This window comes from Nocardia sp. NPDC055029, from assembly GCF_053608525.1.
Window position 1 is genome coordinate 88,009 of record NZ_JBSGVQ010000003.1, and the last position, 15,179, is coordinate 103,187.

Below are 15,179 nucleotides of genomic sequence, written 5' to 3' on the forward strand. Positions count from 1 at the left end.
CAATACGCTCGACGTCGGGGTGGTACTTCGGCCAACCTAGCAGGTGTGGCCCGCGAGGTCAGTCTTCGGGCACGTGGCAATCCAGCGCGCCGAGCAGCGTCCGGAATTTGGCGGTCGTCTCGGCGAGCTCGGCCCGCGGATCGGAGGCCGCGACGATCCCGCCGCCCGCGCTCGCCCGCAGCGTGCGGCGGTCGGCCGCGAGTTCGGCGCCGCGGATGGCGACCACCCATTCGCCGTCGCCGTCGTCGGCACACCAGCCGACCGCGCCGCCGTAGAAACCGCGCTGTGGTTCGTCGGCGACGATCGCGTCCAGCGCGGCGCCGAAGGGGGTCCCGTTGACGGCCGGTGTCGGATGCAGCAGCAACGCCAGGTCCAACGCTGTCGTCGACGGGTCGCGCAGCACGCCATGGATGGGCGTGGCCAGGTGCCAGACCTGTTCGGTACTCAGCAGTTCCGGCGCGTCCGGAATGTGGAGTTCGGTGCAGACCGGATCCAGCTGCCGCCGGATCCACTCGATCACGAACGCGTGCTCGTCGTGGTTCTTGGCGCTCGACAGCAATTCGCGCGCCTGCGCGGCATCGGCCTCCGGATCGGCGCGCCGGGGGAGGGTGCCTGCCAGCGGATGCAGGCTGACGCGGTCACCGTGGCGCGCGACCAGTACCTCGGGGGTGGCGCCGAGCAGGATCTCGCCGGGCCTGCCCGCCACCGACAGGTCGGCCACGTACACACTCGCCGCCGGATGCCTGGTCAGCAGGTGCCCGGCCAGCACCTCCGGATCGAGCGGTTCCTCGGCTTCGAGCACCATGCTGCGTGCGGCCACGACCTTGCGCAGCTCGTTCGCGGGGTCGCCGAGCTGGTCGACCAGTTTGGTCACGCGCGCGATGTGCTCTGCGGGACTGGGTATTTCGCGGATGACCCGCACATCCGGCAGCTCCGGCAATGCCGCGGGCCGCCACGGGCCCGCGGTGTGCACCGCTGTCTCGGGCTGCCAGAGCGCCGCGGGCTCCCTCGGATCGAACGGTAGTGCTCCGACGATCAGCCTCGGCGCCGGTGACTCGCCGGATCGCGGTGTGGACTCGGCCGCGCGCGTCTCGGCCGCCGTGCCGTCGTCGGCCCCGTCCTGCCAGGCACGCAGCACCGCGACCGCCTGCCGGGGGTCGGCGTAGGACGCGCGCACACCCGTGGCCACCAGCACGGCATCGGGTCGGGCGAGCAGGAACGGTTCCATGGTGCTTCGACCATAACGCCGGCACCACGCCCGCCGGCCAGCAGAGCGATCGAACTCTCAGTGCTCGGGCGGCACCAGGAAGACCGGCCGGTGCCCGTGCTTGAGCACCGCCTCGGCGACGCTGCTGTGCAGTAGCGCGCGCAGCCCGGTCGAGCCGCGGGTACCGGCGACGATGATGTCGACGTCGAGCTCGTCGGCGCAGTCGACGATCGCGTTCCAGATCGTGGTCGTGCACTCGGCGGTCCGTGGCTCGGCATCGATTCCGGCCAGTTTGGCCAGGTGCACGCCCTCGGCGTTGATCTTGCGGGCATCGGTGTAGGCGATGTCCTCGATCTCCTCGTCGGGAACCCAGTCCGGTTGCATCACCCCGGCCAGCCCGGAGATCCGGGCGGCCTGGCGGACCATCGGCTCCCAGGCGGTGAGCAGGATCGCGCGCTCGGCGGAGAGGAAGCGGCCCGCGTACTCGACGGCGCGCTTGGCGTGTTCGGAACCGTCGTAGGCGATGAGCATCCGATCGCAAGCCATGACGACCTCCTGCGCTGGTCCAGCGTCTGTTCCCACAGATTACCCCCGCATTCGGCGATTCAATCGCACACCGGTGACGTGATCGCGCCGCGAACCCGGCTACCGTGGAGCACATGCGGAAATCGCCTGTGGTCGTGTTCGCAGTCCTGGCCGCCGTTGCCACCGCCTGTTCGGGAGGTTCGTCGCCTGAGACGACCACCGCGGCGACCGGCACCGGCCTTCCCACGTCGTCCCCCGCGGGGTCGCCCGCGCCGGGCACCCAAGCCCAAAGCCCATGCGGCACCGACTATCTCGCGAAATTCACCCAGCGCGAGAAACTCGCCCAGCTGCTCACCGTCGGCATCACCGGCTCGGCCGACGCCACGAATGTGGTGAGCACCGAGCAGGTCGGCGGCATCTTCATCGGCAGCTGGACCGATCCGGGGCTGATGGACAAGACCCAGCTCGACGCGGTCAAGGCGCTGGCCAAGGCGCCGCTGATGGTGACCATCGACGAGGAGGGCGGCCGCGTCTCGCGCGCGAAGAACGTGATCGGCGTGATCCCGTCGGCCCGCGTGATCGCCCAGACCCAGACCTCGGAGCAGTACTACCAGAACACGCTGACCAGGTCGAAGGCGTTGCAAGACCTGGGCATCACGGTGAACTTCGCCCCCAGTGTCGACGTGAGCAGCCAGCCCGACGACAGCGTCATCGGTGACCGCTCCTTCAGCGACGACCCGCAGGTGGTGACCGAATACGCAGGCGCCTACATCCGCGCGGCCAACGAGGTCGGCCTCGGCTCGGTCATCAAGCACTTCCCCGGTCACGGCTCGGGTTCCGGTGACTCGCACACCGGCGCGGTCCGCACGCCGCCGCTGTCGGAGCTGCAGGACAAGGATCTGGTCCCGTTCCGCGAACTGGTGGATTCCGGCGCCGCGGTGATGGTCGGCCACCTGGACGTGCCGGGGCTGACCGAACCCGATGTGCCGGCGAGTATCAGCCCGGCCGCGATGACGCTGCTGCGTGAGGGCACCGGCTACGGCGCGCCGCCGTTCGACGGCCCGATCTTCACCGACGATCTCGGTGGCATGGCGGCCATCACCGCCCGCATGTCGATCGCCGATGCGGTCGAGGCTTCGCTGGTCGCCGGCGCCGACAATGCCCTGTGGATCAGTACCGACGCGGTGCCCCAGGTACTCGACCGTTTGGAACAGTCGGTGGCGAGTGGCAAACTGCCCGCCGACCGGGTCGATGCTTCCGTGCTGCGGATGGCGCGCTACAAGGGTGTGGCGCTGGGCTGCTGAGCCGGTCCGGCGACTGAGCGGCAAATGGGTACCCGCGATCTTACCTTGGAGTAAGATAGGGGTTCACCCTGCGGTAGGAGAGTGGATGGCAGGCGGGACGAAGCGACTTCCCCGGGCGGTTCGTGAGCAACAGATGCTCGACGCCGCTGTCGAGGTGTTCGCGCGCAAAGGCTTCCACGACACCTCGATGGACGCGATAGCGGCCGAGGCGAAGATCTCCAAGCCCATGCTCTACCTGTATTACGGCTCCAAGGACGAGTTGTTCCGCGCCTGCATCCAGCGCGAGGGACTGCGGTTCATCGAGGCCGTCGCGCCGGCGGGCAATCCGCATCTCACCCCGCACGAGCAGGTCCGCACGGCGCTCGAGGGCTTCCTCGATTTCGTCGACCGCAACCGCCAGTCCTGGCAGGTGCTCTACCGGCAGGCAATCGGCCAGCAAGCTTTCGCCTCGGAAATCGACAACGCGCGCGAACGCGTCATCGAGCTCACCGCGAAACTGCTCGAGTCCAGTGCCAAGCACGCCGATCCGGGGACCAATTTCGAAGTCGTCGCTGCGGCGGTGATCGGGGCGGGCGAGGCGATCGCCGACCGGGTCGCCGGCGGCCGGATCGACGTCGCCGAGGCGGTCGACCTCCTCGACGATCTGGCCTGGCGCGGTCTGGCGGGCCGCAAGAAACCGGAGTAGCGCTTGCGGCAACCCCGTCGGCCTGCGATTGTGCACGGCTAGAAGATTCACGACAGACGGGGTGGGAAGTGTTCGGTGTGTTGAAGCCGTGTGCGCACGGCGCGGCGAAGTACGGCATCGATCCGGGGCAGTGGCAGGCGCACATGTGCGGCCTGTGCCTCGGTCTGCGCGACGGGCACGGCCAGGTGGCCCGCGCCGCGACAAATACCGACGCGATCGTGCTGAGCGTGCTCACCGAAGCCCAAACCGGCGATTCCGGCGCGCGCACCACCGCGGGACCGTGCCCGCTGCGCGGCATGCGCCGGGCATCGGTGGTCGCGGCGAACGCGCCGGGCGTGCAGCTGGCCGCGACGGCGTCGTTGCTGTTGGGGGCGGCCAAGATTCGCGATCATGTCGACGACGGGGACGCCGCCGCGCTCGCCCGTCTGCCGATGCGCCGGGTGTCGTCCACCTGGGCGGCCCGCGCGCAGGAGCAGGCCGCGCGGATCGGCCTCGACGTGCAGCCGATGCTGGCCGCGATCGCCACACAGTCGGCACTCGAGGCCAAGGCCGTGCCCGACGCTGGCTCCCTCGGCACGCTGATCACGCTCGATGACCTGACCGGCCCGACTCAACTCTGCGCCGCCACCTTGTTCGGCCATACGGCGACACTTGCCGACCGTCCGGAAAACGTTGTCGCACTACAGGAGATCGGCCGCCACGTCGGCCGCATCGCCCACCTGGCCGACGCCATCGAAGACCTCGAACGCGACCGAGCCCGCGGCCGCTTCAACCCCCTCGACGCCACCGGCACCGACATGCCCCGCGCCTACCAGCTGGTCCGCGAAAGCGAAGCGGCCATCCGCCACGCCGCCGCCGAGGCCGAGCTCGACCAGCTGCCGACGGTGCGCTGGGCACTGCTCGACCCGCTGTCGGCCCTGCTGCGCCGCCTCGGCCAGGGACTCGGGCTGGCGGTCGGCCATGTCTGCCGCACTTCGCCTGTCGCCCAGCAGCATTCGCCCTACCAGTTCCCGTCCCCGCCGGGCAGGCGCCCGAACCGGCCCGGCCCACTGAAGGCGGGCGGGCTGATCCTGGGCGTCTACTGCACCGGCATGGCCTGCTGCGTCGACCACACCAGCCCGTGCACCGGCGAGGAGAAGGAAGCCTGGGCCAAGCGGTGCGACTGCGGCAGTTGCTGCGACTGTGGAGAGTGTTGCGGCAACTGCTGCAGCTGCGGTGGCGAGGACGGCTGCTGTGGCGACTGCGGCTGCGATTGCAGCTGCTAGGAAACCCTCACTCGCACTTCACGATCGGGATCGGGTCGTACTTCACCGTCCTGGTGTGCCGTGACACCTGGGCGCCGGTCTTGCGATCGGTGATCACCCGGGTATCGGAGATCGTGAACCCGGGCGCGCCCTCGGAGGCGATGCAGTCCTTGCCCTTGGGCAGGGTGATCTCGGTGGGCTCGGTCGGCTTCGACTTCTCGCCGGTGATCGACTCCACCTCGACGGTCTTGGTGCCCCACAGCCGCACGGTGATGTCCGAACCCGTCGCGACGGTCTCGATGTAGATGCCGGACGGGCTGTTGTTGCGGAACGCCAGATCGATCGCCCCGTCGAACACGGTGGCTTCGCGCGCCGCCGGGTACCGCGAGATGTAGTAGCTGTGCTCGGTGTGGCCCGCGTCTTCCATGCCGGCGAAGTAGGCCGCGTTGTAGAGCGTGGTGGCGAACTGGCTGATGCCGCCGCCGACCGCGGTGCTCGGCCTGCCCTTGTCGATGATGCCGGACTCGACATAGCCTTCCGCGGCGGTGCGCGGACCGGTGAACTCGTTGAGCGAGAACGTCTCTCCCGATTTCACCACCGCGCCGTTCACCTTCGCGGCCACGGTGCGGATGTTCACGCCGGACGGACCGCTGAAGCCACCGGTGGTGAACTGGCCGACCATCTCGTTGACGCCGAGACCGTTGGCGGCCTCGGTGGTGAGCTTCGGCTCGATACGCTGATAGACGGCCTCGGCCGTCCGGTCGCCGGGCTTGGCCAGCAGCGCGGGCAGCTTCTCCAGCGTCTTGGGCCAGTCGACCTTGTTGCCGACAACGGCGGGCACCACCGTCGGCTTGCCCGCGCCGACGGTGAAGGTGGCGTCCTTGGGTTCCACCTCGGAGGCCGCCAATTGCGGTGCGAGAACAGCGATCGCGGCGTCGTTGTCGATCTTCGGCGCCAAGCCGCCGTTCCCGTCGGGAACGAAGCTGAGCACGCCCGCGATCTGCTCGGGGGTGAGCACGGCGCGAGAATCCTTGCCGCTCACCGTGATCGGCGACGCGACGGCGGGGGTGGCGATGTCACGCAGCGCGGCCTGCACCGCTTCGTTGCGCACCGCGACGGGCGCGGCCACCACCGGCAGATCCAGTTCGTTGCTCGAGGCCCAGCGCTCGGTGATCGTGGTGCGGGCGGCGTCGGTGTCGAGCACCCGGCCCGGCACCGGCGCGACCGCGACCGGCCTGCCGTTCTCGAACCGCACCGTGCCTTCCACGGTCGGGTTGTCGTGCACCCGGAAACCGGCCAGCTGCTGATCGAGCGCGGCCGCGTCGACCGTGCTCGCCACCTGGACGTCGCGGGAGCCGAACAGGGAGACCAGCCGGCTCACCGGATTGATCGGCTGGTCGCCGACCGCGTCCCAGGTGCGGTCCCAGTCCACGGCCAGACCGGCGGCGGAGGGCACCATGGTCGCCTGCACGTCACCGATGCGGACCGGGAGCGGGCGATCGGCCTTGGGGCTGAGCTGGCTGTGCAGTAAGGCGTCGGCCGCGGCCTTGTCCATACCGCCGACGTCGACGCCCGCGATGACGACGCCGCGCGGCACGTCACCGGCGCTGAGCGCCAGGTCGGCCAGATAGGCCGCGGTGCCGAGAGCGAGAACGGCGCCGACGGCGATGCCGATCCGTTTGGTCAGTTCGGGGATGTCCGAGCCGGTCGGCGGCTGCGCGCCGGTGGGTGGGGGCGCGGGCGACCAGCGATCACGGGTCACGGTGGTGAGTGGCTGGGTGGGCAGGGCGGTGGTGTCGGCATCGAAAGTGCGATTTGCTTCGAGCAGCTTGCGTAGTCCGACCTCGCCCCTCCGGTCGGCCGGTTGTCCGGCGTTCGACTCGCTGGGCACGGAGGTCCTTCCGTTGGGTGTTATGGCGTCATCCTGGATCAGGTGCGCCCGGCCCCAGGTGTTTGCGGGGCCCCGGCCAAGGGTAATGGTGTTCGTCGCCCTCGGCACCCTGGCAACAGTGGATGGACAACAGGAAGGCTCCGCGTAGTTGCCGGGTCGGGGGTCTGGCAACTACACGGAGCCGATCTGTTTATCGCGGCCCGTTCCGGGGCGTTACAGCCTGTTTCCGAGGAGTTTCGCGACGCCCACGGACGGCCGCCCTGCGGGCAGGCCGGACCACCCGGGACAATCTGACGTGAGACTCGACACCAGGTACCGGACAACGAGGGAGAACTGATGCAGCTGGGAATGATCGGCCTCGGCCGGATGGGCGCCAATATCGTGCGCCGCATCGTGCGGGACGGGAACACAGCTGTCGGTCACGAACGCCATCAGGGCCACATCGACGAGCTGGAGAAGGAGCTCGGCGACAGCTTCAAGGGCAGCACCGACCTGAAGGAATTCGTCGCCATGCTCGACGCGCCCCGCGTCGTCTGGGTGATGGTTCCGGCTGGCGCGACCGGTGCCGTTGTCGACGATCTGGCCGAGCTGCTCGAGCCGGGCGACATCATCATCGACGGCGGCAACAGCCGCTACCACGAGGACATCAAGCGCGCGAAGGCGCTGGCGCCCAAGGGTATCCACTACCTCGACGTCGGCACCTCCGGCGGCGTGTTCGGCCTGAAGCGCGGCTTCTGCCTGATGATCGGCGGCGAGGAGGAGCAGGTGCGCTACCTGGAGCCGCTGTTCGAGTCGATCGCCCCCGGTGTCGACGCCGCCCCGCGCACCCCCGGCCGCACCGGCGAGCCGACCCCGGCCGAGCAGGGCTGGCTGCACTGCGGTCCGGCCGGTGCCGGCCATTTCGTGAAGATGGTGCACAACGGCATCGAGTACGGCGCGATGGCCGCCTACGCCGAGGGCCTGAACATCCTCCAGCACGCGAACATGGGCGCCGACCACGGTGGCGGCGAGCACTCGGCGGAGGAGACCCCGCTCGACAACCCCGAGTACTACCAGTACGACCTGGACATTCCGGACATCACCGAGGTGTGGCGCCGCGGTTCGGTCGTCGCGTCCTGGCTGCTCGACCTCACCGCGGGCGCCCTGTACGCCGATCCGAACCTGGACGGGTTCAGCGGTCGCGTCTCGGACTCCGGCGAGGGCCGCTGGACCATCGATGCCGCCATCGACACCGCCGTGCCGGTCCCGGTGCTGTCGGCGGCCCTGTTCCAGCGCTTCTCCTCGCGCGGTGAGGCCCTCTACGCCGACAAGATGATCTCGGCGATGCGCAAGGCGTTCGGCGGCCACAACGAGCTGCCGGAGAAGTAGGCCGTCGAGACCTCTTGACGCTCACCACCGGCCTCCCGTCGCCCGACGGGAGGCCGGTGGTCGCTGTTCGGGGCGATTCCGGATCGGCCGAAAATGTCCGGATGGTACCCGCCAAACACCCGCCCAAAGAGTAAAACGCTAATGTTCCACAAAAATGGGAACACGTTCCTCTTTTCCAGGACAACCGTCCAGTCCACCGGATACCTTCTGGTCAGAAGGGGGATAGACCACCCGATGAGGAATTCGTCCCGGCCGACTTCGCCGGGGCTTGGAGGAAAAATCATGATCCGGACTTCGCGTATCACCGCGGGCGTCGCCACCACCGCTCTGGTCGTCGCCGGTGTCGGCGTCGCTCTCGGTTCCGGCGTCGCCGCCGCGGCGGGCTCCTGCGCGGTGAGCAGCCACGCCGAGAAGCGGGATGCCAGCACCGTCGGCATCACGCACGTCTACGACAAGACCGCCAGCGCCGAGCAGATCGGTGTCGGCACCTCGGTGACCTACAAGGTTGTCGTCGGTACGACCGGGATCGGCAACCCCTACGTCAACACCATCACCGACTTCCCGCCGGTCGGCTTCGGCGCCCCGACCAAGACCACCATCACCGCCTACCACGCGATCGGCGGCCAGGTGACCGAGGACGTCACCCCCGAGCCGAACGCGGGCGGCTGGAAGGTCACCAGCACCGGCTGGTTCGTCAACTCCGGCAACCCCGTCACCCTGACCATCACCTACCCGGTGCCGGACAGCGTCAAGGCGGGCCAGATGGTCACCAGCGGTGGCGTCGGCGTCGCGGGCACCGTGGGTGTCAGCAACGAAATGCCCGGCCTCACCGCCTGTTTCACCGCGCGCGGCGCCAACGCGGGCGAGACCGTGATCGGCAGCCTCGGCGACAACGGGCTTGGCTCCTCCGACGGTCAGCTGAGCTCCACCGGGTCGATGAGCGACATCATCTCCGACGTGCTGCGCAATCTGATCGGTAGCTGATCGCGTAGCACCTGGTCGCCGGGACGGTCTCGCGCTGCCGTCCCGGCGTTCTGGGTTCCGGGAATCGCCCCATCTGTAGTGAGGATTCATGTTCGTGTTCACCCGTACCCGCTCGGTCGCGGTGGCGGCCATGGCGCTGGTGCTGCTGTCGGTCGCCTCGATCGGCACCGCGGGCGCCGACGGCTCGCGCCTGGATCGCGTCGACCGGCCGGGGCAGCGTCAGCAGACGCTGCACGTGTACTCCGCGTCGATGGACCGGGTGATCCCGCTGCAGGTCATCACCGCGCACGACACCAGCGTCCCGCGGCCGACCCTGTACCTGCTCAACGGCGCCGGCGGCGGTGAGGACGTCGCGAACTGGTACAACCAGACCGACATCGTGCAGTTCTTCGCCGACAAGAACGTCAATGTCGTCACGCCGGCCGCGGGCAAGTTCTCGTACTACACCGACTGGCAGCGCGACGACCCCAAACTCGGCCGCAACAAGTGGCAGACCTTCCTCACCGAAGAGCTCCCGCCGATCATCGACGCCACGCTGAACACGACGGGCGTGAATGCCATTGCCGGACTGTCGATGTCGGCCACCGCTGTCCTCAACCTGGCCATCGCCGCCCCCGACCGCTACCGCGCCGTCGGCGCCTACAGCGGCTGCGCCTCGGTCGCCGACCCGATGGGCCGCGCCTACGTCGACGTGGTCTTCGCCCGCGCGGGCGCCGACCCCGCCAACATGTGGGGCCCGCCCGGCGATCCCGCCTGGCGCGCCAACGACCCCTACCTCAACGCGGAACGCCTGCGCGACAAGGCAATCTATCTCTCCAGCGCGACCGGCCTCCCCGGCATCGCCGAGACCCTCCCGCCGGGCGCGAGTCCCGGCAAGGTCATCGGCATGACCGACCAGATCCTCCTCGGCGGCGCCATCGAAGCCGCTACCAACCTCTGCACCCAGCGCCTTGCCACCCGTCTCCAGGAACTGAACATCCCCGCCCAGACCGTCTTCCGCGCCGCGGGCACGCACACCTGGAAGTACTGGGAACAGGACCTCCACAACTCCTGGCCGCTGCTCGCCGCCGCCATCGACGCGAACTAGAACGATCGGTCGTGAATCGGAATCGTCAAGCCCCGAAAAGTTATGGCTAACAATCAGATTGAGACGAACGATGTTGTCGTTAGATCTTGATCAGTTGTTCTCGAAAGGCTTGTCATGCACCGTCGTATGGTCCGAATCCTGGTCGCCACCGCAGCCGTCGCCGGTATCGCCGCGGGCGCGTCCCCCGCTGTCGCCGCCCCCGCGGCCCCGGGCGTCATCGCGGAAGGTTCCGTCGGCACCGGCTCCGCCCTCATCGACTTCCCCCTCGGCTTCCTCAAGTTCATCCTCTGCCACGGTGCGGGCGGCCCCTCGAACCCGATCTGCGCCTGACGGTGCGGTTCTCGGCTTCGCTCAGTGTCACTGAAAGGTTTGCCATGCCACGTCGTATGATCCGCATCCTGGTCGCTACCGCGGCGGTCGCCGGTATCGCCGCGGGCGCGTCCCCCGCTGTCGCCGCCCCCGCGACCCCGGCCGTCGTCGCCGAATCAGGCTCCGCCGGCACCGGTTCCGCCCTCGTCGACTTCCCCCTCGGCTTCATCAAGTTCATCATCTGCGGGCCGTGGGCCTCCTCGGAGCCCCACCCCAACCCGATCTGCCGCTGACAACACAACAACGGCGGGTGGGTTCCGAAACCGGAAACCACCCGCCGTTGTCGTTGTCGGCGAGTGACTAGCGCTCGATGATCGCGACGACGCCCTGGCCGCCCGCGGCGCAGATGGAGATCAGCGCGCGGCCGGATCCCTTCTCCGCCAGCATCTTCGCGGTGGAGGCGACGATGCGGCCGCCGGTCGCGGCGAACGGGTGGCCCGCGGCGAGGGAGGAGCCGTTGACGTTGAGCTTGCTGCGGTCGATCGAGCCGAGCGCGCCGTCGAGGCCGAGGCGCTCCTTGCAGTAGGCGTCGGACTCCCACGCGGCCAGCGTGCAGAGCACCACGGAGGCGAAGGCCTCGTGGATCTCGTAGTAGTCGAAGTCCTGCAAGGTCAGGCCGTTGCGGGCCAGCATGCGCGGCACCGCGTAGGTGGGCGCCATCAGCAGGCCGTCGGGGCCGTGGATGTAATCGACCGAGGCGACTTCGGAGTCGACCAGATGCGCGAGGACCGGGAGCTTGCGCTCGGCGGCCCACTCGTCGCTGGACAGCAGCACCGCCGACGCGCCGTCGGTCAGCGGGGTCGAGTTGCCCGCGGTCATGGTGGCGTCGCCCAGCTTGGTGCCGAACACCGGCTTGAGGGTGGCCAGCTTCTCCACGGTCGAGCCGGGACGCAGGTTGTCGTCGCGGGTCAGGCCGAGGAACGGGGTGATCAGGTCGTCGAAGAAGCCACGGTCGTAGGCGGCGGCCATGTTCTTGTGCGAGAGGTAGGCCAGCTCGTCCTGCGCCTCGCGGGCGACGCCGAACTCCTTGGCGGTGATGGCGGCGTGCTCACCCATCGACAGCCCGGTGCGCGGCTCGGCGTTGCGCGGGATCTCGATGCCGAGCATCGAGGGACGCAGCTGGCCGACCAGCTTGAGCCGGTCCTTGTTGGACTTGGCGCGGTTGGCCGTGAGCATCCACTCGCGCATGTCCTCGCTGACGCCGATCGGCGCGTCGGAGGTGGTGTCGGCGCCGCCGCCGATGCCGGACTCGATGCGTCCCATGGCGATCGCGTCGCCGACGGTGACGACCGACTGCAGGCCGGTGCCACAGGCGAGCTGCAGGTCGTGGGCCGGGGTGTAGGGCGAGAGCTTGGAGCCGAGCACGCTCTCGCGAATCAGGCTGTGCTCGCCGACGCGCTTGAGCACAGCGCCGCCGACGACCATGCCGAGACGCTCACCCTGCAGCCCGAACCGGCTGACCAGCCCGTCCAGGGTGGCGGTGAACATGTCCTGGTTCGACGCCTTCGCGTAGGCCTTGTCGGAGCGAGCGAACGGGATTCGATTACCGCCAACGATCGCGACCGGGCGCTGGGTCTTCGCGGTCTTTGCCGGGGTCTTCGCCGAGCGGGCTTTGCTTGTCACTCGAGTTCTCCATGGTCTCGTCGGGTGATCGGTTTACATATAACTTACTCTGGAGTAAGTTCATTGTCGACACCGAACCCGCAAATGTGAAGGTAGGAACAGTGGCAGCCAAGAGCAAGGGTGCACCCAACCTCTACGGATCCTTCATCCACTCCGCCCCCGGCGCGTTCCTGGCGAGCAAGCTGGGCCTGCCCCAGCCGGCGCAGCTGCGCCGCTACAAGGCAGGCGAGCCCGCACTTCCCGGCCCGGTCCTGCTGGGCGGCAAGGGCCGTCTCGCCGAGCCGATCCGCGCGCTGCTGTCGGACTACACCGTCGCGGACTCGCTCGACTCAGGCACCAAGTACGGCGCGCTGGTCTTCGACGCCACCGGCATCGACTCCATCGACAAGCTGTCGCAGCTGTTCGAATTCTTCCAGCCCGCGATGCGTAACCTCGCACCTTCGGGGCGTGTCGTGGTCATCGGTACCACCCCGGAACTGGTCGGCTCGGTCGACGAGCAGATCGCCCAGCGCGCGCTCGAGGGCTTCAGCCGTTCGATCGCCAAGGAGCTGCTGCGCGGCGCCACCGGCCAGCTGGTCTACGTGCACCCGGAGGCGGGCGCGTCCGCGACCGGCCTCGAATCGACCCTGCGGTTCCTGCTCTCGGGCAAGTCGGCCTTCGTCGACGGCCAGGTCATCCGGGTCGGCAAGGCCGATTCCGTCGCCCCGGCCAGCTGGGACAAGCCGCTCGCGGGCAAGGTCGCCGTCGTGACCGGCGCCGCCCGCGGCATCGGCGCCACCATCGCCGAGGTCTTCGCCCGTGACGGCGCCACCGTCATCGTCGCCGACATCCCCGCCGCAGGCGAGGCCCTGTCCGAGACCGCCAACAAGGTCGGCGCCACCGCGCTCGCCCTCGACGTCACCGCCCCCGACGCCGCCGAGCGCCTCGCCGAGTTCGCCACCGAGCGTTTCGGCGGCATCGACATCGTCGTGCACAACGCGGGCATCACCCGCGACAAGCTGCTCGCGAACATGGACGAGGGCCGCTGGAACTCGGTCATCAACGTCAATCTCGCCGCCCCGCACCGCATCACCTCCGGCCTCGTCGCCAAGGGTGTGCTGAAGGAAGGCGGCCGCGTGATCGACGTGTCCTCCATCGCGGGCATCGCGGGCAACCGTGGCCAGACCAACTACGGCGCCTCCAAGGCCGGTGTCATCGGTATGGTCGACGCCGAGGCCCCGCTGCTCGAGGAGAAGGGCATCACCATCAACGCGGTGGCACCCGGCTTCATCGAGACCGCGATGACCGCCGCCATCCCCGTCGGCACCCGCGAGGCGGGCCGCCTGATGAGCTCGCTGCTGCAGGGTGGCCAGACCGTCGACGTCGCCGAGACCATCGCCTACTTCGCCAGCCCGGCGTCGAACGCGGTGAGCGGCAACGTGGTTCGCGTCTGCGGACAGAGCCTGATCGGCGCCTGATGACCCAGACGATCACCCTCTCCGAGGTTCCGAAGAACGGCGGGCTGTACGCGAAGGCGGCGCTGGGCGCCGTCCCGCTGCCCGGCCCGCTGTCGGGTCGCAAGCCGACCCTGCCGGACCGCCGGGTCGTCCTCGACGGTTTCCAGGTCGACCCCGACCACCTGGCGGCGTACTGCCACGCCACCGGCTTGCGTTTCAGCGACACCCTGCCGCTGACGTACCCGTTCATCCTGGCGTTCCCGCTGGCGATGCAACTGGTTGTCGCCCGGGACTTCCCGTTCAGCGCGGTGGGCGCTGTGCATTTCGAGAATGTCATCGAGCGCACCCGCGAGATCTCGGTCGCCGAGCCGCTCGATTTCGCCGCCCACATCGAGAACCTGCGCGAGCACCCGAAAGGCCTGCTGGTCGACGCGATCACGGAGATCCGTGTCGGCCGCGAGCTGGTCTGGCGGCAGGTGACAACCTTCCTGCACCAGCAGCGCACCTCGCTGTCGGGCGGCCCGAAGTCGGAGCCACCCGCCGACGTGGTCCCACCGCCGCCGCTGCGCGTGCAGCGCGTCGATCAGAAGATGATCAACCGCTACGCCGCCGCCTCGGGCGATCACAACCCGATCCACGTCTCCGGACTCGGCGCCAAGGCCATGGGCTTCCCGAAGACCATCGCTCACGGCATGTGGTCGGCCGCGAACATCCTCGCCACCATCGAGGGCCGCGTCCCCGAAAAGACCACCTACACGGTCAAATTCGGCAAGCCGGTCTTCCTCCCGTCCTCGGTCAACGTCTACGCCGACCAGGTCGGATCCGGCTGGGACCTCTCCATGCTGAACCCCAAGAAGGGCTACCCCCACCTCACCGCAACCCTGCGCTGAGCCCAGGGTCCCACGGGCCGCACATCCGCAAGGGTGTGCGGCCCGTTGCGATTTCTGTGCCCGTGGCGAAAGAAGGTTTCGATCGGGCGCACGCTGAACGCGGCCATCGTTACGCTGAGTAACGCCTTCTGAATCGATAGGAACTGCCCGCCAGAGTTTCTCCGGGGCTCTATCGGCCCTCGTCGTCTCGCGTTCAAACCGCAGCGGCGCAAATCGTTTTCGCGGCGGCAGCGTTACACCTTTTCGACGTGAGATCAATCATGGCATAGAACTCGGATAGCTGGGTAATCACCAATGTTCGGCTCCGAGTCGATATTTTGCCTCTGCCGTTCATCTGCGCGTGTAGTCCACGCAACTTCACTCCCGGCTGATTGTCCAGCGGGTTTGCCGGGGTCGGCGCCGGTCGGGGTGGCTCCGAGCGTCACATGACGAAGGACCGCAGTGAAATCCTCACTCCGGGTTGGTCGCCGTGCTCGGTCCCGGCAAACTTTCGGCATACGGCTGGCTAATGCCCCGAATTACACGGGCTGGGGTGGCGTCGGTAGGTCGTGTTAAAACTTTCCAGT

At 68.6% G+C, this 15,179-nt stretch carries 14 protein-coding genes; 10 read left to right on the forward strand and 4 right to left on the reverse strand.

The annotated features are described in order from the left end of the window. Positions 1 to 58 precede the first annotated feature (58 nt). On the reverse strand, positions 59 to 1,228 hold the full coding sequence (locus ACWF9G_RS03795; RefSeq protein WP_452513451.1) for an isochorismate synthase: 1,170 nt from the start codon (positions 1,226 to 1,228) through the stop codon (positions 59 to 61). A 57-nt stretch (positions 1,229 to 1,285) separates the two neighbouring features. Further along, on the reverse strand, positions 1,286 to 1,753 hold the full coding sequence (locus ACWF9G_RS03800; RefSeq protein WP_379305559.1) for a universal stress protein: 468 nt from the start codon (positions 1,751 to 1,753) through the stop codon (positions 1,286 to 1,288). A 113-nt stretch (positions 1,754 to 1,866) separates the two neighbouring features. On the opposite strand from ACWF9G_RS03800, the gene ACWF9G_RS03805 reads away from it, so the two are divergent. From ACWF9G_RS03805 to ACWF9G_RS03815, 3 genes are all read left to right on the forward strand, one after another. After that, on the forward strand, positions 1,867 to 3,036 hold the full coding sequence (locus ACWF9G_RS03805; protein WP_452513453.1) for a glycoside hydrolase family 3 N-terminal domain-containing protein: 1,170 nt from the start codon (positions 1,867 to 1,869) through the stop codon (positions 3,034 to 3,036). 85 nt (positions 3,037 to 3,121) lie between these two features. Further along, positions 3,122 to 3,721, forward strand: coding sequence for a TetR/AcrR family transcriptional regulator (locus tag ACWF9G_RS03810; protein ID WP_379082275.1), 600 nt, complete (start codon positions 3,122 to 3,124; stop codon positions 3,719 to 3,721). A 68-nt stretch (positions 3,722 to 3,789) separates the two neighbouring features. Further along, positions 3,790 to 4,986 carry a DUF5685 family protein gene (locus tag ACWF9G_RS03815; RefSeq protein WP_452513455.1) on the forward strand — a complete coding sequence of 399 codons (1,197 nt, stop codon included), beginning with the start codon at positions 3,790 to 3,792 and terminating at the stop codon, positions 4,984 to 4,986. A gap of 7 nt (positions 4,987 to 4,993) precedes the next feature. On the opposite strand, the gene ACWF9G_RS03820 is transcribed toward ACWF9G_RS03815, so the two are convergent. Continuing rightward, a complete protein-coding gene (locus ACWF9G_RS03820) occupies positions 4,994 to 6,856 on the reverse strand; it encodes a VanW family protein (protein WP_452513457.1) in 1,863 nt (620 codons plus the stop codon). 336 nt (positions 6,857 to 7,192) lie between these two features. Here ACWF9G_RS03820 and gnd point away from each other — a divergent pair, with 336 nt between their 5' ends. The 5 genes from gnd (at position 7,193) to ACWF9G_RS03845 (ending at position 10,897) form a co-directional block, all read left to right on the forward strand. After that, positions 7,193 to 8,224 carry a phosphogluconate dehydrogenase (NAD(+)-dependent, decarboxylating) gene (gene gnd / locus ACWF9G_RS03825; protein WP_379305550.1) on the forward strand — a complete coding sequence of 344 codons (1,032 nt, stop codon included), beginning with the start codon at positions 7,193 to 7,195 and terminating at the stop codon, positions 8,222 to 8,224. A 282-nt stretch (positions 8,225 to 8,506) separates the two neighbouring features. Continuing rightward, positions 8,507 to 9,208 carry a hypothetical protein gene (locus ACWF9G_RS03830; protein WP_379305548.1) on the forward strand — a complete coding sequence of 234 codons (702 nt, stop codon included), beginning with the start codon at positions 8,507 to 8,509 and terminating at the stop codon, positions 9,206 to 9,208. 130 nt (positions 9,209 to 9,338) lie between these two features. After that, entirely contained in the window at positions 9,339 to 10,295 is a 957-nt protein-coding gene (locus ACWF9G_RS03835) for an alpha/beta hydrolase (RefSeq protein ID WP_452513689.1), read from the forward strand. A gap of 114 nt (positions 10,296 to 10,409) precedes the next feature. Next, entirely contained in the window at positions 10,410 to 10,625 is a 216-nt protein-coding gene (locus ACWF9G_RS03840) for a hypothetical protein (protein WP_452513460.1), read from the forward strand. A gap of 44 nt (positions 10,626 to 10,669) precedes the next feature. Continuing rightward, positions 10,670 to 10,897, forward strand: a complete 228-nt coding sequence (locus ACWF9G_RS03845) for a hypothetical protein (RefSeq protein ID WP_379305544.1) — start codon at positions 10,670 to 10,672, stop codon at positions 10,895 to 10,897. Between the two features lie 67 nt (positions 10,898 to 10,964). Here ACWF9G_RS03845 and ACWF9G_RS03850 read toward each other — a convergent pair whose 3' ends face one another. Beyond that, complete coding sequence (locus tag ACWF9G_RS03850; protein ID WP_379309348.1) at positions 10,965 to 12,287, reverse strand: acetyl-CoA C-acetyltransferase; 1,323 nt, start codon at positions 12,285 to 12,287, stop codon at positions 10,965 to 10,967. A gap of 101 nt (positions 12,288 to 12,388) precedes the next feature. Between ACWF9G_RS03850 and ACWF9G_RS03855 the strand changes: the two genes are divergently transcribed. Together ACWF9G_RS03855 and ACWF9G_RS03860 are read left to right on the forward strand one after the other, a co-directional pair. After that, entirely contained in the window at positions 12,389 to 13,744 is a 1,356-nt protein-coding gene (locus ACWF9G_RS03855) for a 3-oxoacyl-ACP reductase (RefSeq protein WP_452513461.1), read from the forward strand. Then, the gene (locus ACWF9G_RS03860; protein WP_452513463.1) at positions 13,744 to 14,613 is read left to right on the forward strand and encodes a MaoC family dehydratase; all 870 of its coding nucleotides are present in this window, start codon (positions 13,744 to 13,746) and stop codon (positions 14,611 to 14,613) included. Before ACWF9G_RS03855 ends, ACWF9G_RS03860 begins: the two co-directional genes overlap by 1 nt. Positions 14,614 to 15,179 lie beyond the last annotated feature (566 nt).

Excerpts from the sequence above, each read along its gene's own strand:
- ACWF9G_RS03795 (WP_452513451.1), bottom strand. The coding sequence starts at position 1,228 with ATGGAACCGTTCCTGCTCGCCCGACCCGATGCCGTGCTGGTGGCCACG.
- ACWF9G_RS03800 (WP_379305559.1), bottom strand. The coding sequence starts at position 1,753 with ATGGCTTGCGATCGGATGCTCATCGCCTACGACGGTTCCGAACACGCC.
- ACWF9G_RS03805 (WP_452513453.1), top strand. The coding sequence starts at position 1,867 with ATGCGGAAATCGCCTGTGGTCGTGTTCGCAGTCCTGGCCGCCGTTGCC.
- ACWF9G_RS03810 (WP_379082275.1), top strand. The coding sequence starts at position 3,122 with ATGGCAGGCGGGACGAAGCGACTTCCCCGGGCGGTTCGTGAGCAACAG.
- gnd (WP_379305550.1), top strand. The coding sequence starts at position 7,193 with ATGCAGCTGGGAATGATCGGCCTCGGCCGGATGGGCGCCAATATCGTG.
- ACWF9G_RS03830 (WP_379305548.1), top strand. The coding sequence starts at position 8,507 with ATGATCCGGACTTCGCGTATCACCGCGGGCGTCGCCACCACCGCTCTG.
- ACWF9G_RS03835 (WP_452513689.1), top strand. The coding sequence starts at position 9,339 with ATGGCGCTGGTGCTGCTGTCGGTCGCCTCGATCGGCACCGCGGGCGCC.
- ACWF9G_RS03840 (WP_452513460.1), top strand. The coding sequence starts at position 10,410 with ATGCACCGTCGTATGGTCCGAATCCTGGTCGCCACCGCAGCCGTCGCC.
- ACWF9G_RS03845 (WP_379305544.1), top strand. The coding sequence starts at position 10,670 with ATGCCACGTCGTATGATCCGCATCCTGGTCGCTACCGCGGCGGTCGCC.
- ACWF9G_RS03860 (WP_452513463.1), top strand. The coding sequence starts at position 13,744 with ATGACCCAGACGATCACCCTCTCCGAGGTTCCGAAGAACGGCGGGCTG.